This window comes from Stenotrophomonas rhizophila (genome assembly GCF_007667275.1).
Lineage (GTDB): Bacteria > Pseudomonadota > Gammaproteobacteria > Xanthomonadales > Xanthomonadaceae > Stenotrophomonas > Stenotrophomonas maltophilia_AE.
The window spans coordinates 417,742-436,317 of sequence record NZ_VDQT01000004.1 but is presented as its reverse complement, the minus strand read 5'-3'; the positions used below and the strand labels follow the sequence as shown (position 1 = coordinate 436,317).

General features: G+C 66.9%; 18 protein-coding genes. 14 read left to right on the top strand and 4 right to left on the bottom strand.

The features are described 5' to 3' along the window. Positions 1-137 precede the first annotated feature (137 nt). The 9 genes from FSZ13_RS15040 (at position 138) to FSZ13_RS15000 (ending at position 8,166) form a co-directional block, all read left to right on the top strand. Complete coding sequence (locus FSZ13_RS15040; protein ID WP_145481080.1) at positions 138-1,565, top strand: Do family serine endopeptidase; 1,428 nt, start codon at positions 138-140, stop codon at positions 1,563-1,565. 137 nt (positions 1,566-1,702) lie between these two features. Next, the gene (locus FSZ13_RS15035) at positions 1,703-2,068 is read left to right on the top strand and encodes a hypothetical protein (protein WP_070208571.1); all 366 of its coding nucleotides are present in this window, start codon (positions 1,703-1,705) and stop codon (positions 2,066-2,068) included. A gap of 6 nt (positions 2,069-2,074) precedes the next feature. Further along, complete coding sequence (locus FSZ13_RS15030; protein WP_186308957.1) at positions 2,075-2,572, top strand: phage holin family protein; 498 nt, start codon at positions 2,075-2,077, stop codon at positions 2,570-2,572. Continuing rightward, on the top strand, positions 2,569-3,036 hold the full coding sequence (locus tag FSZ13_RS15025; protein WP_145481078.1) for a protein sip-5: 468 nt from the start codon (positions 2,569-2,571) through the stop codon (positions 3,034-3,036). Before FSZ13_RS15030 ends, FSZ13_RS15025 begins: the two co-directional genes overlap by 4 nt. 129 nt (positions 3,037-3,165) lie before the next feature. Continuing rightward, positions 3,166-4,266, top strand: a complete 1,101-nt coding sequence (locus FSZ13_RS15020; protein WP_145481076.1) for an AI-2E family transporter — start codon at positions 3,166-3,168, stop codon at positions 4,264-4,266. A gap of 44 nt (positions 4,267-4,310) precedes the next feature. Next, complete coding sequence (locus FSZ13_RS15015; RefSeq protein ID WP_145481074.1) at positions 4,311-5,048, top strand: HAD family hydrolase; 738 nt, start codon at positions 4,311-4,313, stop codon at positions 5,046-5,048. After that, positions 5,045-6,412, top strand: a complete 1,368-nt coding sequence (locus FSZ13_RS15010) for a leucyl aminopeptidase family protein (RefSeq protein ID WP_145481072.1) — start codon at positions 5,045-5,047, stop codon at positions 6,410-6,412. The genes FSZ13_RS15015 and FSZ13_RS15010 overlap by 4 nt, the downstream gene beginning before the upstream one ends. Positions 6,413-6,514: 102 nt before the next feature. Then, the gene (locus FSZ13_RS15005) at positions 6,515-7,627 is read left to right on the top strand and encodes a catalase family peroxidase (RefSeq protein ID WP_145481070.1); all 1,113 of its coding nucleotides are present in this window, start codon (positions 6,515-6,517) and stop codon (positions 7,625-7,627) included. Beyond that, complete coding sequence (locus FSZ13_RS15000; protein ID WP_145481068.1) at positions 7,624-8,166, top strand: cytochrome b; 543 nt, start codon at positions 7,624-7,626, stop codon at positions 8,164-8,166. The genes FSZ13_RS15005 and FSZ13_RS15000 overlap by 4 nt, the downstream gene beginning before the upstream one ends. A gap of 56 nt (positions 8,167-8,222) precedes the next feature. Here FSZ13_RS15000 and FSZ13_RS14995 read toward each other — a convergent pair whose 3' ends face one another. Together FSZ13_RS14995 and FSZ13_RS14990 are read right to left on the bottom strand one after the other, a co-directional pair. Next, a complete protein-coding gene (locus FSZ13_RS14995) occupies positions 8,223-8,825 on the bottom strand; it encodes a response regulator transcription factor (protein ID WP_145481066.1) in 603 nt (200 codons plus the stop codon). After that, a complete protein-coding gene (locus FSZ13_RS14990) occupies positions 8,822-10,081 on the bottom strand; it encodes a sensor histidine kinase (protein ID WP_145481064.1) in 1,260 nt (419 codons plus the stop codon). The genes FSZ13_RS14995 and FSZ13_RS14990 overlap by 4 nt, the downstream gene beginning before the upstream one ends. 313 nt (positions 10,082-10,394) lie before the next feature. On the opposite strand from FSZ13_RS14990, the gene FSZ13_RS14985 reads away from it, so the two are divergent. From FSZ13_RS14985 to FSZ13_RS14970, 4 genes are all read left to right on the top strand, one after another. After that, positions 10,395-11,639, top strand: a complete 1,245-nt coding sequence (locus tag FSZ13_RS14985; RefSeq protein ID WP_145481062.1) for an efflux RND transporter periplasmic adaptor subunit — start codon at positions 10,395-10,397, stop codon at positions 11,637-11,639. Positions 11,640-11,759: 120 nt separating this feature from the next. Further along, on the top strand, positions 11,760-12,449 hold the full coding sequence (locus FSZ13_RS14980; protein ID WP_145481060.1) for an ABC transporter ATP-binding protein: 690 nt from the start codon (positions 11,760-11,762) through the stop codon (positions 12,447-12,449). Positions 12,450-12,463: 14 nt separating this feature from the next. After that, complete coding sequence (locus tag FSZ13_RS14975; RefSeq protein ID WP_145481058.1) at positions 12,464-13,621, top strand: ABC transporter permease; 1,158 nt, start codon at positions 12,464-12,466, stop codon at positions 13,619-13,621. Between the two features lie 11 nt (positions 13,622-13,632). After that, positions 13,633-14,943, top strand: coding sequence for an ABC transporter permease (locus FSZ13_RS14970; protein WP_145481056.1), 1,311 nt, complete (start codon positions 13,633-13,635; stop codon positions 14,941-14,943). Positions 14,944-14,958: 15 nt separating this feature from the next. Here the strand turns inward: FSZ13_RS14970 and FSZ13_RS14965 are convergent, their stop codons facing one another. Further along, entirely contained in the window at positions 14,959-15,837 is an 879-nt protein-coding gene (locus FSZ13_RS14965; protein WP_145481054.1) for a hypothetical protein, read from the bottom strand. 618 nt (positions 15,838-16,455) lie between these two features. Here FSZ13_RS14965 and FSZ13_RS14960 point away from each other — a divergent pair. Then, positions 16,456-17,985 carry an MASE1 domain-containing protein gene (locus FSZ13_RS14960; RefSeq protein ID WP_145481052.1) on the top strand — a complete coding sequence of 510 codons (1,530 nt, stop codon included), beginning with the start codon at positions 16,456-16,458 and terminating at the stop codon, positions 17,983-17,985. On the opposite strand, the gene FSZ13_RS14955 is transcribed toward FSZ13_RS14960, so the two are convergent. Further along, positions 17,974-18,426 carry a hypothetical protein gene (locus FSZ13_RS14955; protein ID WP_145481051.1) on the bottom strand — a complete coding sequence of 151 codons (453 nt, stop codon included), beginning with the start codon at positions 18,424-18,426 and terminating at the stop codon, positions 17,974-17,976. The genes FSZ13_RS14960 and FSZ13_RS14955 overlap by 12 nt on opposite strands. Positions 18,427-18,576: the final 150 nt, after the last annotated feature.

Sequence of the window (18,576 nt, the reverse complement as noted above, 5' to 3'; positions counted from 1 at the left end):
GTTCCCTGCCGAGCGGGATCCGCGGTACCGGCGACCGGGTGTGGCGGGCGCCGCTCATCCGGTTTTCAGGCGTTGCCGGACAGACTCGAGGCGCTTGAATTACCGTATACCCGTTCCCTGCCCCAACCCGGACTCCCATGCGACCGCTTCCGACCCTGCTTACGCTCGCACTTGCTGCCGCCTTCGGTGGCTTCGTCGCCTCCGCGATCAACGCCCACCTGGACAATCGCGCCGAGGCGGCGCCGGCATCGTTGGCGATTCCGGCCACGGCTGCGTTGCCGGCGTCGGTGGCCGGGCAGCCGCTGCCGTCGCTGGCCCCGATGCTGGAACGGGTGATGCCGGCGGTGGTCAGCGTCAACACCAAGCAGGTGGTGCGGGTCCGCAACCCGTACTTCAATGACCCGTTCTTCCGCCGCCTGTTCCCGGAAGTGCCGCAGGAGCGCATCAATGAATCGCTGGGCTCGGGGGTGATCATCGACGCTGCCGAGGGCCTGGTGCTGACCAACCACCATGTGATCGACAACGCCGACGACGTGCAGGTCACCCTGTCGGACGGGCGCACGGTCAAGGCCGAGTTCCTCGGTTCGGACCGCGACACCGACGTGGCGCTGATCCGCATTCCGGCCGACAAGCTCACCGCGCTGCCGCTCGGCGACAGCGCACAACTGCGCGTGGGCGACTTCGTGGTGGCGATCGGCAATCCGTTCGGTTTCAGCCAGACGGTGACGTCGGGCATCGTGTCGGCGGTCGGCCGCACCGGCATCCGCGGGCTGGGCTACCAGAACTTCATCCAGACCGACGCCTCGATCAACCCGGGCAATTCCGGCGGCGCGCTGGTCAACCTGCAGGGCCAGCTGGTGGGCATCAACACCGCCAGCTTCAATCCGCAGGGCAGCATGGCCGGCAACATCGGCCTGGGCCTGGCCATCCCCACCAACCTCGCCCGCGACGTGGTGGACCAGCTGGTCAAGCATGGTGTGGTCGTGCGCGGCACGCTGGGGATCGAGGCGCAGAACCTGACCCAGGCGCTGGCGCAGAACCTGGGCCTGAGCGAGGCACGTGGCGCGCTGGTTACCCGCGTACTGGCCGGTTCCGGCGCGGCGGCGGGCGGCTTGAAGCCGGGCGACGTGGTGGTCGCGGCCAACGGCCAGCGCGTGGACAGCGCGCAGGCGCTGCACAATGTGGAAGGCCTGCAGCCGGTGGGCAGCGCGCTGAACCTGGACGTGCGCCGCGACGGCAAGGCGCTGCAGCTCAAGGCCACGCTGAAGGAACAGCCGCGTGCGGTGGCTGGCGAGTCGCTGGATCCGCGCCTCGCAGGCGCCACCTTCGTCGACCTGCCCGAGACGCTGCGCCAGGCCGGCGACGGCGGGGTCATGGTCAGCGAGGTCAAGCGCGGCAGCCGTGCAGCGAACTCCGGGCTGGCCGCGGGCGATGTGATCATCCAGGCCAGCGTGGGTGAATTCGCCGACCTGGCCAGCTGGCGCGCCAATTTCCAGAAGCCGCCGCAGCAGCTGGTGCTGCGGATCGTGCGCGGCAACGCGCGCGGCGACCTGGTGATGCGCTGAACCGGTCAGCCCGCCTTCGCGTGCGGATCACGCCAGCTGACGCCCTCTACACCCGCCCGGTGCTATTACCTTGTGTTCGTTGCCGACGGGTTCTTCCGCGGTCACCTGCCCCATCGCTTACCTAACGGAGACACATAATGAGCCCCACCAACACCGAAAACCTCAAGGAACACCTGGGCGAAGCCGGCTCGCACCTGAAGTCGGCCGCCAGCGCCGCCGGCGGTGCGATCAAGGGCGCCACCGGTGCGGCCGGCGACGAGCTGCGCATTGGCCGTGCCAACGTCAAGGCCGAGCTGTCCGACACCGCACTGTCGGGTCTGGCCGCGGCTGAATTCGGCGGTGCCGCCGCCAAGGAACAGGTCGATGCGCTGATGGACAAGGGCAAGGACCTGGTCGACAGCGCCGCCGAGCTGATCCGCGAGCGCCCGCTGGCCTCGTTCGGCGTGGCCTTCGCGGCTGGCTGGATCATTGCCAAGCTGGCCCGCAGCGGCGGCGACAAGTAAGTCGGCGTGAGCGATCAAGCACAGTCGACCCCGGACGGTGGAGCATCTGCTCCACCCGACGGCGATGCCGGCGCGCCGCGCCTGGATGAAAGCATCCGCGAGATCGGCCAGGCCGGGCGTGCCACCGTTGATTCGGGCAAGCACACCCTGCGTTCGTTGCGGCGCTTGGCGTCGTTCGAATTCGCCCTGGCGCGCAGCGCGTTCGGTCGGGCGCTGGCTTGGAGCGGGGTGGCGATCGTGTTCGGCGCCTCGGCCTGGCTGTTGCTGGCCGGCACTCTGATCGCGCTGATGCAGCGCTGGGGCCTGTCCTGGTTCCAGTCGCTGTTGGTCACCTCACTGGTCAGCCTGGCGGTGACCGGCTACTCAATCTGGCGGGTGTCGTTCTTCTTCCGCCATACCGGCATGCATGCCACGCGTCGGCAGCTGGCGCGCCTGGGACTGTTCGATGAGCCCAGCGATGATGATGCCGAAGCGCAGGACGACGGCACGGAGCGTTCGCCATGAAATTCGAAGCCCTGCGCCACCGCGTCAAGCGCGCGGAAAAAGTGGTGTCGATCCGGGTCGACGAGACCCAGTGCAACTGGTTCACCCTCAGCCAGGCCTGGCGGGAGGGCTGGACGCCGCTGCGCATCGTCAGCGTGGGCCTGGTCGGCGGCTTCATCGCCGGCAAGCTGGAACCGGGCAAGACCCGTTTCCATGGCGCGCGCTGGCTGCAGATGATCGGTTCGGTGTCCAACCTGATGGCCAGCGCGCAGGCGGCATTCGCCTCGATGCAGGCCAGCGAGGCCGCCGATACCGCCGAGCAGGCGGCCGACAAGGTGGAAGAAGCGGTCGACCCCACCCCGCTGGCACCCGTGCGGGCGGCAGCGCCTGCCGCTGCGCCCAGGGCCCGGGTGACCGCTACGCAGGAAGCGGCGCAGCCACAGCCGCAGCCGGCGGAAGCAGCCACCGACGTTTCCGAACGTTGACCGGTAGCGCCGGCCGTCGGCCGGCCCTCCGTAACCCGTAAGCCGGCCAACGGCCGGCGCTACCGACTCCACACGCCGCACGCACCCGGGTTGCCCAATAATGCGTCTCCTCTCCAGCGTGCGACCTGCATGAGCGTTCCTGCGCCTTCCCCTGCCGACGCTGACCTCGTCGCGCCCCCGCCGCCCGCACCGCGCCCACGCGCGCCGATGTCGCTGGTGGTGCTGGCCTTCCTGGCGGTGTGCTTCACCTTGTGGGCCGCGCAGGAGGTGATCCTGCCGGTGCTGCTGGCGATGTTCTTCGCGCTGGTCGGCAACCCGATCATCCGCTTCCTTGGCCGGCTGTGGATTCCGCGCTTCTTGGGTGCGGTGCTGGTGATCGGGGTGGGCCTGAGCGGCGCCACCGCGCTGGGCGTGCAGCTGATCGGTCCAGCAATGGAGTGGGCGCAGGAGGCCCCGCAGCAGCTGCGCAAGGTCGCCCGCCAGGTGCAGAACCTGACCAAGCCGGTGCAGCAGGCCAACCTGGCGGCGGAGAATTTCGCCCGCGTGGCCGGCGGCGAAGGCAGCCGCCGGGTACAGGTGGTGCGCACCCAGCTGGACGATCCCTACAAGGTGCTGACCCGCGCGCCGCGGCTGGCCGCGTCGGTGCTGGCGGTGGTGCTGCTGACCCTGTTCTTCATGATTTACGGACAGAACCTGCAGCGGCATGCCATCGCCCTGTTCCCCAGCCGCCAGCAGCAGCGCTTCACCGCCGACATCCTGCGTTCGATCGAACGCGAGGTGTCGCGCTATGTGCTGACCATCACCGTGATCAACACGCTGGTGGGGCTGGTGTTTTCCGGGGTGTTGCTGCTGCTCGGGATCAGCCTGCAGGAAGCCCTGCTGTGGGGCACGGTGGCCGCGCTGCTGAACTTCGCGCCCTACGTGGGCCCGCTGATCGGGGTGACCCTGATGCTGCTGATGGGCTTCGTGGAGTTCAGCGATCCGTTCAAGGCGATGCTGCCGGCCGCCTGTTACCTGGCCCTGCATACCATCGAAGGACAGATCGTGACCCCGATCGTGCTGGGGCGGCAGATGGCGATTTCGCCGCTGATCCTGATCCTGGCGCTGATGGTGTTCGGCTGGCTGTGGGGCATCGTCGGCCTGCTGCTGTCGGTGCCGCTGCTGGTCTGCATCAAGCTGGTGCTGGCACGGCTGGACGGCACCCAGGGCTGGGCGAAGCTCCTGGAGTAGAGCCACGCCCTGCGTGGCTGCCCCCACAGGCGTAGAATGACCGGGTGAATTTTCCCGTCCAAGCCATCACCCTCGACCTCGACGACACCCTGTGGCCGTTCGCCCCCATCGGCGCCCGCATCGACCAGGTGTTGCACGAGTGGATGCTCCAGCACAGCCCCGCCACCGCCGCGATGTATCCGGTGGCGGCGATGCGTGAGCTGCGCGAGCGCTCCTTCCGCGACAACCCGCACCTGCACTACGACCTGAGCGCGCTGCGCCGGTTGACCCTGCGCGAAGCGCTGGAAAACAGCGGCGCCGACCTGGCCCTGCTGGAACCGGCTTACGAGGCGTTCTACGCCGCGCGCAACCAGGTGGAGTGCTACCCCGATGCGATCGAGGCGCTAGCCCGCATCGCCGCGCGGGTGCCGGTGGCCGCGCTCAGCAACGGCAATGCCGACCTCGTCCGCATCGGCCTGGACCACCACTTCGTATTCCAGCTCGGCTCGCGCGAGCACGGCGCGGCCAAGCCGGCCGCCAGCATCTTCCACGCCGCCTGCGACCGCCTGGGCGTGCCCCCGGCGCAGGTGCTGCACGTGGGCGACCACGTCGAGATGGACGTGGTCGGCGCGATGCAGGCCGGCCTGCGCGGCTGCTGGATCAACCGCGTCGAACACACCTGGCACCATCCTTCGCTGCAGCCCGACCTGCAGTTCGACACCCTGACCGGACTGGCCGACTGGCTCGATGCGAACGCATCGGCGCAGCACGCCCGTCCACGAACGGAGCACGACCCCGCATGACCCAGATCACCGGCTTCACCACCGATTCGGCCAAGGCCCTGCCGCTGCATGTCATGGAGCGCGAGCAGTTCGCGGCATGGCGGGCGCAGCAGGACGCGACGCTGGTTGCCTGGCTGGACGCGCAGCATTTCAACGGCAGCGGTGGCAGCGTGGTGCTGCTGCCGGGCCCGCACGGCCTGGCCGGCGCGATCGTCGGCGTGGGCGACCCGGGCGATGCGTATGCCTATGCGCATGCGCCGTTCGCGCTGCCGGAAGGCACGGTCTGGCAGCTGGCCGACGCGCTGCCCGGCGAGATCGAAACCCTGCTGCACCTGGGCTGGGGCCTGGGCAGCTACCGCTTCGCGCGCTACCGCAAGCCCAACCGCGCCCCGGCGCAGCTGCTGGCAACCCCGGCACCCGAAGTGCGCGATGTGATCACCGCCAGCCTGCGCGTGCGCGACTGGGTCAACACGCCCACCGAAGACATGGGCCCGCAGCAGCTGGAAGACGCCGCGCGTGAACTGGCCGCCGCGCACGGTGCGCAGGTCGAGGTGATCACCGGCGATGCGCTGCTGGAGCAGAACTTCCCGGCCATCCACGCCGTGGGCCGCGCTTCGCACCGTGCGCCGCGCCTGATCGCGCTGCGTTGGGGCCAGGCCGGTCGCCCGCACGTGGCGCTGGTGGGCAAGGGCGTGTGCTTCGACACCGGCGGGCTGGACATCAAGCCGGCCGACGGCATGCGCAACATGAAGAAGGACATGGGCGGCGCCGCGCATGCGCTGGCCCTGGCCGGGTTGGTGATGGCGCAGGACCTGCCGGTGCAGCTGACCCTGCTGATCGCGGCGGTGGAAAACGCGATCGGGCCGGACGCGTTCCGCCCGGGCGAAGTCATCGCCACCCGCAAGGGCCTGAGCATCGAGATCGACAACACCGACGCCGAAGGCCGCCTGGTGCTGTGCGACGCGCTGACCTACGCCAGCGAGCAGAGCCCGGAGATCGTGCTCGACTTCGCCACCCTGACCGGTGCGGCGCGGATCGCGCTGGGCCCGGACCTGCCGGCGCTGTTCAGCAACAACGACACGCTGGCCCAGCAGTGGCTGCAGGCCGGTGAGAGCACCCGTGACCCGGTCTGGCGCATGCCGTTGTGGCGCCCGTACCTGCGCTACCTGCACAGCGGCATTGCCGACCTGGCCAACGCCGGTTCGCGCATGGCCGGCTCGGTCACCGCGGCGCTGTACCTGGAACGCTTCATCGGCGAAGGCCAGGTGTGGGCGCACCTGGACGTGTATGCGTGGAACGATGGCGAACGCCCGGGCCGCCCGGCCGGTGGCGAGGCGCTGGCGTTGCGGTCGGCGTGGACGATGTTGAAGGGGCGCTACGCCTGATCGGGCGAATCTTGTCGAAAATGTGAATATCGGCGTGGCGGGGGTTCTGCGACCATGGGCCCCACCCACCCCGCTCACGTTCGAGAAGGCAGGTAACGGCCCATGTCGCTCTTCCGCTACACCCGCGCCGGCCGCGAGCCGGATGCCCCGCGCCCGCCCCATTCGCCGCTGCTGTGGATCGCGCTGATCGCGCTGATCGCCGGTGTGATCGTGCTGGCGTTCGCCTGGCTGGCCGGCTGGCTGGGCCGCGACCGCGCTACCGCGCAGGCCTTTACCGACACCATTGAAGCCACCGGCGCCAATCATCCCGGCTTCCGCCGCGCGCACAGCAAGGGCGTCTGCGTCAGCGGCACTTTCCAGGGCTCGCCGGACGGCGCCGCGCTGAGTTCGGCGCGAGTGTTCCGCCAGCAGCAGGTGCCGGCGCTGGGCCGGCTGTCGATCGGCGGCGGCGACCCGCATGGTGCAGACGCCAGCGCGCGGGTCCGCAGCATGGCGCTGCAGCTGGTGACCGACGACGGCCAGGAATGGCGCATGGCGATGAACAGCTTCCCGTTCTTCGCCGTGCCCACCACCGAGGCGTTCCTGGAACAGACCCGCGCCGGCATTCCCGACCCGGCCACCGGCAAGCCGGACCCGGCGAAGATGGCGGCCATCGCCGCGAAGTACCCGTCCGCGCGTGCGTTCGGCGAATGGGCCAAGAGCGCGCCGTGGTCGACCAGCTGGGCCAATACCGACTACAACGGGGTGAACAGCTTCCGCTTCACCGCCGCCGATGGCAACGAACACGCAGTGCGCTGGAGCATGCGCCCGCAGGCCGCATTCGAAGCAATGAGTCCCGAACAGCGCGCGCAGGCCGGGCTGGATTACCTGGCCGACGAATTCGCGCAGCGGCTGGCGCAGGGGCCGGTGCGCTGGGACATGTGGGTGACGCTGGCCGGCGATGGCGATGACATCAGCGACCCCTCCATTGCCTGGCCCGACGACCGGCGCCGGGTGAAGGCCGGCACGCTCAGCCTCACCGCGATGCAGCCGCAGGCCGGCGGCGCCTGCAACAACGTGAACTTCGATCCGCTGATCCTGCCCAGTGGCATCGCCGGTACCGATGACCCGATCCTGGCGGCACGCTCGGCGGTGTATTCCGAATCGTTCAACCGCCGCGAGCGCGAGCTTGCCGGCGGCAAGACCCGCGGCGGCGGCCAGGAGAAGGCGCGATGAACCGCGAGGCCGGCCACTTCAATCTCACCGCGCGCGTCCTGCACTGGCTGATGGCGGCGCTGATCCTGACCATGCTGTTCGTGGGCGTGACCATGGTGGCGTCGCTGCACTGGCGGCCGATGCTGGTGGACCTGCACCGGCCGCTGGGGATTGCGATCCTGCTGCTGGCGGTGGTGCGGCTGGTGAACCGGCTGCGGCACCGGCCGCCGCCGCTGCCGGCCGACCTGCCGGCGTGGCAGGTGTTCGCAGCGCACGCGTCGCATTGGGTGCTGTACGGGTTGATGCTGGCGATGCCGCTGGTGGGCTGGGCGATGCTGTCGGCCGGTGGATACCCGATCCAGATGTGGAAGGGCGTGCTGCTGCCGCCGATCCTGCCGCATGACGTGGCGCTATATGCGGCGCTGCGCGGCGCGCACAGCGTGCTGGCGTATGCGTTGTTCGCCACGGTGGTACTGCACCTGAGTGCGGCGCTGTTCCACCTGTGGGTGCGCAGGGACGGGGTGTTCCAGGCGATGGCGAGGGGCAGGACAGACCGTTGAAAAGTCACACGACCAACGGTCGTGTGCTACCGGATGGTTGTCGCCACCGTTGGTGGCTACAACCATCCTTTCTGTCGGGCCAGGCGATAGGCCTCGATGCGGTTGGCGACGCCGAGCTTGCCGATGCATTCGGAAAGGTAATTGCGCACGGTGCCGTGTGACAGGCCCAGCTGGGTGGCGATTTCACTGGCCGAGCGACCGTCGCCCGACAGCCGCAGCACTTGGCGTTCGCGGTCGTTGAGCGGGTCGGCCTGCGACCATGCATCCAGCGCCAGCTGCGGGTCGATGGCGCGGCCACCGTGCTGCACCTGGCGCAGTGCGTCGGCCAGCTTTTCGGCCGGTGCGTCCTTGAGCAGGTAGCCACACACGCCGGCATCCAGCGCGCGGCGCAGGAAGCCCGAGCGTGCGAAGGTGGTGACGATCACTACCTTGATCGGCAATTCCTGCCGCGCGATCCGCTGCGCCAGCTCCAGGCCTGACAATCCCGGCATTTCAATGTCGGTGACCAGGATGTCCGGCTGCAGCTGCTGCAGCATGCGCCACGCCGCCTCGCCGTCGGCGGCCGCACCCAGCACCTCGATGTCCGGCTCCAGCCCGAGCAGCGCCGACAGCGCGCCGCGCACCATGGCCTGGTCTTCGGCCAGCACGATACGGATCATGGCGTTGCCTCACCGAGTACCTGCGCGGGCAGATCGGCACCGGCTGCCACGGTCGTGGTCGGCGTGACGCTCGCCTCAGGCGCTTTCGTCGGGGCCGGCTCCTGCTGCACCGACGTGGACGTGGTCGCCGCAGGCAGCGGCACCTGCACGGCCACCGTGGTGCCCTCCCCGCGCGTGGACTGCAGCCGCAGCGTGCCGCGCAGCGCCGCCACGCGTTCGCGCATGCCGGCCAGCCCATTGCCGTCCACCTGCACGCCGCCCCGGCCGTCATCGCGGACCTGCAGCGACAGCGTGCGCCCTTCCTGCGCGAACGAGACCCAGGCCTGCCGCGCATCGGCATGCCGCGCGATGTTGGTGACCGCCTCGCGCAGCACCAGCGCCAGCCCTCGTTCGACCTCCACCGGCATCGGCGGCGGCGCACTGTAGTGCAGGTGCACGTGCTGGCATTCCAGCAGCAACCGCGCTGCCGCCAGTTCGGCGGCCAGGTCGCTGGCGCGGATGCCGGTGACCGCGCTGCGTACTTCGGCCAGCGCCTGCCGGGCCACGGCCTCGGCTTCGGTGATCTCCAGCCGGGCGCGCTCGGGGTCGCGGTCGAACAGCTTTCGCGACAGCTCCAGCTTCAGGGTGATCATCGACAGGGTGTGGCCGAGCAGGTCATGCAGGTCGCGGCCGATGCGCTCACGCTCGGCGGTCGCGGCCAACCGGCGCACTTCGTCCTGCGACAGCTGCAGGGCCGCATCGCGGTCCTTGTTGGTACTTTCCACATTGATGATGACGCCGATGATGAACGCCATCGACGGAATCCACACCACCAGCTGCCAGTGATAGCCCACCCACAGCGCGATGGCCACGAACGCCGCGTTCAGCGCGGCCAGCTGCGCCAGGTAGCGCCACGCGCTGCCGGTACGGCACACCCGTAGCGTGACGCAGCCGAAGATGAAGTAGCTGATGCCCGACGGGTACCACGGCAGCAGCGCCAGGCCCATGGCCACCATCGCCATCGCGTAGCGCGGCGCATGCCGGCGCGGCGACAGCAGCTGGCGGGCGTACAGGGCCAGGAATACCGGGTAGGTCAGCAGGGTGAGCCACAGCCAGAGCAGGGTGAAGCCACCGCCGAACATCGGGGTGAGGAAGACCCAGCCGGTCCACAACAGGTGCACCGCGTCGGACCAGGCGGGCTTTCCCCGCCGCAGGTTGTCGGCCACGGCCGAATCCGGCGCGGGGCGAAGCAGGGAGGCAAGCCAGCGGGGCAACATGGTGGGTTCCCGGTCGGACGAGGGTCGAGGCGCGATCATGGCAGCTTCCAGTGGGGTAGAGCCACGCCCTGCGTGGCTGCGCGGTGCGTGGATCACGCTGGGCCTGGGGACCGCGCAGCCACGCAGGGCGTGGCTCTACGATGCCTTGTTGGGAATGGCCCGGGCAGTGGGCTGGATCACCTGGATTGGATGACAGCTGTCACTGCCACAGCCCCCACCTGGCGGGCATGCTGTGCCCCACCCGGCACCCCGCCGGTTTGCCCGCAACCATGGTTGCGGTCACACTCGGCCCGATTCCACGTCCAGACTCACGATGAACGCATCCGCTGAACTGCTCAAGGAACTCCGCATCGACCGCAGGAAGGGATCGGCCCCGCCGCCTTCGTCGCCACGCCGTGGCCTGTGGATCGTGCTGGCCCTCGTGGTCCTGCTGCTTCTGGGCGCTGTCGCCTGGTTCGTGTTCGGTCGCGAACGGCCCATCGAGGTGACCACCGCGCCGGTGGTGGCGATCCAGCAGGGCACCGCCAGCAGCTCGGTGCTCGACGCCAGCGGCTATGTGGTGGCCCGGCGCATGGCCACGGTGTCGGCCAAGATCACCGGCAAGGTGCGCGAGGTGATGATCGAAGAAGGCATGCGGGTGGAAGAAGGCCAGGTCATGGCGACCCTGGACCCGATCGATGCCAACGCCCAGCGCAGCCTGTCGGCGTCGCAGCTGGAAGCCGCGCGCAGCCAGCTGGCCGGCCTGCAGGCCCAGGTGGCCCAGGCCGATGCCGAAGCCGGGCGCCTGCAGAAACTGGTGGACCAGCAGCTGGTTTCGCGCTCGCAGTTCGACCTGGCCATGGCCCAGCGCGACAGCCTGCGCGCACAGCTGCGCACCGCCCAGCGCAATACCAAGGTCGCCAGCGACTCGCTGGCGATTGCCGACCTGGGCGTGGACAACAACGTGGTACGCGCGCCGTTCTCCGGCGTGGTCACCGCCAAGGCGGCACAGCCGGGCGAGATCGTGTCGCCGCTGTCGGCCGGCGGCGGCTTCACCCGCACCGGTATCGGCACCATCGTCGACATGGACTCGCTGGAGATCGAAGTGGAAGTCGGCGAAGCCTTCATTGGCCGCGTGCAGCCGAAGATGCCGGTGGAAGCCACGCTCAACGCGTACCCGGAGTGGAAGATCCCGGCCGAGGTGATCGCGATCGTTCCCACCGCCGACCGCGGCAAGGCCACGGTCAAGGTGCGCGTGGCACTGAAGGTGAAAGACCCGCGCATCGTGCCGGAAATGGGCGTGCGGGTGAGCTTCCTGGAATCGGCCGCACCGGCCCAGGCCGCCGCGCCGAAGGGCGTGCGCGTGCCGGCCTCGGCACTGGTCGAGCGCGAGCAGAAGACGGTGGCGTTCGTGGTGGGCGATGACCAGCGCGTGCAGCAGGTACCGGTCACGGTAGGCGTGGCGCTCAACAACGACCGCCAGGTCACCGCCGGCCTCAGCGCCGGCCAGCAGGTGGTAAGCAACCCGCCACCGGAACTGCGCGATGGCAGCGCGGTGGTGGAAAAGCAGTCGCAATAAGCAAGGCGGTAGCGCGACCCGGTCGCGAACCGAAGGTGTGCGATTCCCGTGCCGGCCCGGCGCGCATGCGCGCGGCTGCCTGCATGGTTTCTTCTTCCAACGATTCACGGAGAACCACCCATGTCCACCCTGGTTTCGCTCCGCAACATCACCAAGTCCTACCAGCGCGGTCCCGAGAAGGTGCAGGTGCTGCACGGCATCGACCTGGACATCCAGAAGGGCGACTTCGTTGCGCTGATGGGCCCGTCCGGCTCGGGCAAGACCACCCTGCTCAACCTGATCGGCGGCTTGGACACCCCGACCGGTGGCGAGATCGAGATCGAGGGCGAGCGCATCGACCGCATGTCCGGCGGCCAGCTCTCCACCTGGCGCAGCCACCACGTGGGCTTCGTGTTCCAGTTCTACAACCTGATGCCGATGCTCACCGCGCAGAAGAACGTGGAACTGCCGCTGCTGCTCACCCACCTGGGCGCGGCGCAGCGCAAGCGCAATGCCGAGATCGCGTTGACCCTGGTCGGCCTGGCCGACCGCCGCAGCCACCGCCCCAATGAGCTGTCCGGCGGCCAGCAGCAGCGCGTGGCGATCGCCCGCGCCATCGTCTCCGACCCGACCTTCCTGATCTGCGACGAGCCCACCGGCGACCTCGACCGCGCTTCGGCCGAGGAGATCCTGTTGCTGCTGCAGCAGCTCAACCGCGAGCACGGCAAGACCATCATCATGGTCACCCACGACCCGAAGGCCGCCGAGTACGCCACCCATACGGTGCACCTGGACAAGGGCGAGCTGGCTGCCGCACCCGCGGCCCACTGACGGAGGTCACTGCGATGAAGTATTTCTCGCTCATCTGGGCGCAGCTGTTCCGCAGCAAGACGCGGACCCTGCTGACCCTGCTTTCAGTGGTGGCCGCGTTCCTGCTGTTTGGCATGCTCGACTCGGTGCGCGTGGCCTTCAGTTCCGGCGGCAGCGTGGAAGGCGCCAACCGGCTGATCGTGGCCTCGCGCCTGTCCATCACCCAGTCCCTGCCGATCCGCCTGGAACCGCAGGTACGGCAGGTTCCCGGGGTCAAGGACGTCACCTCGGGCATGTGGTTCGGCGGCATCTACCAGGACCCGAAGAACTTCTTCGCCAACTTCTCGGTGGCGCCGAACTACTTCGAGGTCTACCGCGAACTGCAGCTTCCGCCCGAGCAGCTCAAGGCGTTCCAGGACACCCGCACCGGCGCGGTGGTCGGCGAGACCCTGGCAAAGGAGTTCGGCTGGAAGATCGGCGACACCATCCCGCTGCAGGCCACCATCTTCCCGCGCGGCGGCAGCAACGACTGGCCGTTGCAGCTGGTGGGCATCTTCCGTTCCAAGGACCGCACGCTGGCCGCCAATGAAGAGCGGCAGCTGATGATGAACTGGAAGTACTTCGACGAGTCCAACGATTACATCAAGAACCAGGTGAGCTGGTTCACCGTGACCCTGGACAACCCGGACCATGCCTCGCGCGTGGCCCAGGCCATCGATGCGATCTCGGCCAACTCCGACCATGAAACCAAGACCCAGACCGAATCGGCGTTCCAGCAGGCCTTCGTCAAGCAGTTCGCCGACATCGGGCTGATCGTCACCTCGATCATGGGCGCGGTGTTCTTCACCCTGCTGCTGCTGACCGGCAACACCATGGCCCAGGCGGTGCGCGAGCGCGTTCCGGAACTGGCCACGCTGAAGACGCTGGGCTTCAAGGACAGCACGGTGCTGGTGCTGGTGATGATCGAGGCGGTGCTACTGATCGGGCTGGGCGGCGCGATCGGCATGGGCCTGGCCGCCAGCATCCTGCCGGTGCTGTCGCCGAAGACGCAGGGGCTGCTGCCGCCGCATGTCCCGACCCCGACTTGGGCAATGGGCGTGGCACTGATCCTGCTGATCGGGGTGGTGGTGGGCCTGCTGCCGGCGCTGCGCGCCAAGCGGTTGAAGATCGTCGATGCCCTTGCGGGCCGCTGAGGAGAACCGACATGAAGAAGCAATGGGTGGGAAATCTGCTGTCGGTGCTGCTGCTGGCGGTCGCGCTGGCGGTGTGGATCGCGCTGCCGTGGCAGGGCGTGCTGGCGGTGGTGGTGGGCGTGGTGCTGTGGCTGCTGTTTACCCGCAGCGGGCGGCTGGCGCTGGCCGCCACCCGCATCGGCGTGGCCAGCCTGCCGCAGCGCTGGGGTGCGTCCTCGGTGGTGGTGGTTGGCATTGCCGGCGTGGTCGGCGTGCTGGTAGCAATGCTGGCGATGGGCCAGGGCTTCCAGGCCACGCTCAACAGCACCGGCGATGACACCACGGCCATCGTGCTGCGCGGCGGCTCGCAGGCCGAGACCAATTCGGTGATCACCCGCGACCAGGTGCCGCTGCTGTCCACGCTGCCGGGCGTGGCCCGCGACGCGCAGGGCAAGCCGATGATTTCGCCGGAGCTGTCACAGGTGGTGAACCTGGTCTCCAAGGGCGACGGTACCGACGTCAACGCGCAGTTCCGTGGCGTGGGCGAGATGGCGTGGGCAGTGCACGATAGGGTGAAGATCACCGAAGGCCGCCGCTTCAATCCGGGCCTGCGCGAGATCGTGGTCGGCAAGGGGGCCCAGAGCCAGTTCCGTGGGCTGGAGGTGGGCAAGACGCTCACCCTGGGCAACCAGCAGTGGACCGTGGTGGGTGTGTTCAACTCCGGCGACGCGCATGATTCGGAGTTGTGGACCGACGCCGAGACCCTGGCCAACACCTACCAGCGCAGCGCCTGGCAGTCGATCAGCGTGCGCACCGACGGCGAAGCCGGCTTCAAGCAGTTCAAAGCCGGCGTCGCCGCCGATCCGCGGCTGAAGCTGGACGTGGAAACCACCAAGGCCTACTACGCCAAGCAGGGCGGCGGGCTCAACACGCTGATCAAGGTGCTGGGCACGGTGATCGGCGCGATCATGGCGGTGGGCGCGGTGTTCGGTGCGCTCAACACCATGTACGCGGCGGTTGCCACCCGTGCGCGCGAGATCGCCACCATGCGCGCGATCGGCTTCCGTGGCGTGCCGGTGGTCACCGCGATCATGCTCGAGACCATGCTGCTGGCATTGATCGGCGGCCTGCTCGGCGGCCTGGTGGCCTGGGCCATCTTCAATGGCTACAGCGTCTCCACCATCGGCAGCAACTTCAGCCAGGTGGTGTTCCAGTTCAAGGTGTCGCCCGAGCTGCTCTGGAGCGGGTTGAAGTGGGCGCTGGGGATCGGGCTGGTGGGCGGGTTGTTCCCCGCCCTGCGCGCAGCGCGCCTGCCGATCACCACTGCCCTGCGGGAGACCTGATGCAGGGCGATGTCATCACACCGGGGGCACGGTCACGGATTGAAGCAGGCACTGGATTTTCCCTGCCGTGCGACTGCACAGGTAGGTTGCATCCCGATATCGATCTGGCAGTGTCCCGACCACGTCCACGCCCGCCCAGACGGCGCGCTGCCTGAAGTAGGGATCGAATTCCCGGTCATTGGTCAGGCGACGCGGGCTGCCGTCCGGGCGCACGAAATCATCCGCTGATTCCTGGATGAGGTTACGGCCATCACTCGACTGCAGGTACACCCACTGTCGGGTGTCGTAATCGAAGAATGACTCGACCCACCCCAGGAAAAAGAGGATGTTGAGCCGTGAGATCAACGGTGACCCACCCTGCAGCTGCGACTCGAAGCGCAGGATGCGGCCATGCTCGGTGTCTGCCTTCAGGAAGTCGAAGCGCGGTGCGCGCGTCAGCATGCGGCGAACGGTTTCCCTCGCTTCCAGGTGGCGGGGGTAGAGGTCGCTGACGTGGTGTCCCCACAGCACCGTATCGCGCTGGATCTGTTCCATGAAGACATGCGGGGATCCCGGCGGCTGCAGGTTCACCGTACCCCACTGGTCGACAAATCGGCCGCTGGACGACTGGTAGAGCTTCATCATCGCGTTGTACTGGGTACGAATCCAGGCCGGCGGTACGAAATGCGTGGCCACCAGCTCCCCGCCCACATTGGTTACGTTGAAGCCCTGGATATTGGTCTGGCTTGCGCTGTTGTAAACATAATGTTCGCCCACCCCCAGCGACCTCGCACGCTCGGACATCTCGTCGTTGGTACAGTAGTAGCAGGGCCGCGCGATGGGATCTGCCATCCGCTCCTGCGCCATGCCCTGCAGCGGCAGCGCCGCCAGCAGCAACCACGCCAAGTTCTTCATTTCGTGCTCCCTCAAGACCCGCACGCGCGGGCCAATCGAGTGGAGCAGCCTGCGCCAGGCAAAGACATCGGAACTGGGCGAAAGCGCGTGTGGGAATTGCATCATTCGGGATGATGCGTGGATGGTGGGATGCCGCGCAGCCACGCAGGGCGTGGCTCTACGTCCGGGGCGCGGCGCCAATCCAGGTCGGTCGCAAGCTGCGTAGAGCCACGCCCTGCGTGGCTGCGGGATGTCAGAGCCGTCCGGGTATCCGCGACCGCCATGGGCTGTCACGGATCAAAATCAGCGGGCCGATCCAGATGTGGGCTGAAGGGGTGCCTGTTGGAATCGGGTGGAAGGCGACGCGGTGGATGCATCATTCGAGAGGGTTCCACGGGCATTCCATGACCGGCGTGCGCAATACGTCATCTCTACGGCTGTTTTTAACGCCATATTCTGGAACGTAGATCATGCCCACGGTGTGATGCAGTTCAACGGAAGCAGACAACCGGTTTCGTCTTTGTCTGAAAAGTCTGAATATTCATTGCTACAGCCGTACCTCATCGCTATTTTCGCGCCCTCGGAAAGGGCGTGCGTCGCGGGCGACTTGCGACATCGACCCACCTAAGGAGGGTATGGATGTCGGTACAAAAGGTTGCAGGCGGGTTTGGATCAGGTGCACGAACGCTTGGCGAAGGGCTGCTTATTGCTGCGCTGTACGCCGTAACGTGCTGGGCGACGCGACAGGTTTCATTGGATCAGTTCTTCTTGCCTGCAGGGGTGCGGATTGCATCCCTGCTCCTTTGGCCGGTACGTTTTTGGCCGTACCTGTTGCTGGGCGAGTACATCTACTACGGTCACCTGAGATTTCCCCTTATCGAAAACTACGGGCTGTCTTGGGTTCTGATCTCCTCGGCGTTCCAGTTTCCAACTGCGGCCGGCGTCGTTTACCTGCATCGGCGGCAGATCGCCCGAAAGAAGGACACATGGCTGCTGTCAGTCGCGTCTGCTGCAGCAGTTTTGATCGGGACAGGTACGGTTCTCATTGCCCATCTCTTCTGGCCTGTGCCGCCGCCTGGCGGGATCGTAGCTATTTCATTCAGAAGCGTACTTGGCGATTACGTTGCCATCCTGACGGTTGTGCCACTGGCGGTGCTGTGGAAGCAGCGACTGGAGATAGACTGGCTTTCCTTTCTAAACTCACGTACCGCGTACGTCCTGCTCACACTGTTGGCGTTGGGCTTCGTCTCGATCCTCCTGCCCCACACTTCGGTCGAAAGAACCACTGCTCAACTTCTGATGGCGGCGCCTGTCATCGCACTCACTTGTCTTCAAGGCTGGTTGGGAGCAGCCATCGGAATGCCTTTGATGAATCTTTTCGTCCGAATAGGCACCCCGGTTACCGGCCTTCCTTATTCGTTCGATCTGGAGTCCTTCAACATACAGCTGGTTGCAGCTTTGTCAGGCACAGCGTTGCTTGCCCTTGGCTCGAGGATCACGCACTTCTTCCATCAATGCACTTTCCATGCAAGCGCCAGTCGGCAAGTTATCTCGAATGCGCGCACGTCACATAGTGTTGTTGAACGCGAGCTCCGCAATCGGGCGATGGACCTTAGGAAGATTGGGGACGGGCTTGAGTCAGCTCTCAGCGAAACCATCGAGTGGCTGAAGGTTCGTGGATATCACGACATGGCATCAGGCCTTCTACATGTTGCGACCGTTCATTCAAGTAAATTTCGGGCGCAGACCAGCATGGTTTATCCAAGCAGCATGGAACATGTCGGCCTCTATCTTGCGCTTCAAGTTGGAGGACTCTGCGATGCGTGGGAGGAGACGGCCAGAGTGGAGAGACTTCATTTGTCGGGCGACCCTTGCCGATTGGACTTGGACCTGCAGCTCAACGTTTATAGAGCAATGACGGAGGCAGTTTCCCTCCTTATGGAACATGAAAGAGGAAAGCTGAGGATACGCGCCAGGTGCGGCCGCCATGGAACCACCCATGGCGTCGTGGTGACCATCGGCACGGCAGATGTTCGGCACAGGCTTTCCAGGGCTACTGTCACCATGGCCATTGGTCGGTTGAGTGGGCGTACCCAAGTCTACGGCGGAACCGTCCAGTGCTTCCCTAACCGTATCCGGATGTCGTTCGCTGACCCTTCAATGTGCTAGCTGTTGGGACGCGTCTTCCACCCACCAGGTAGCCGTGCGACCCCAGCCACTCACAAGCAGTCTGAATTCTGGATGCCTGTACACCTCCCGAGCATGTATCGGGGCCGTTTGGCCATGGTCGGAAGGCAGGGTGATGCTGGTATCGTTCGGCCCTGCGGGCAGCACCCAGTAGAAGCTTCCCGATTTCCCGATGATGAACTGCACGTCCCCTGACTTTTCACTGACCTGCAGGTAGCCGACTCCATCGCGTTCGAAGGTATGAACGGCCCACTGCCGATCAAGACTCACATCCGTTTCTGGCGGTTGAACCTGGCCAATTCCGCTACCGGCGGACATAGGTTCTTTGATATCGCCCGGGCAGCACAGCGCCCAGGCGGGGAGTGACGGCGTCATCATCAGGATGAGCGGACAGATGTAACGCGCAGACAGCTTCAGCATCATGCACCTCTGATTCTTCATTGGCTGGTGCGCGCGATGCTATGCGGGCGGGTTGCGCAAGACCTTGAACAAAATCGGAAACTGGCAGGGCCACGCAGTGCATGGCTGAAGGATCAGGATTCACGCGGGGTAGTGCAGCCACGCAAGGCGTGG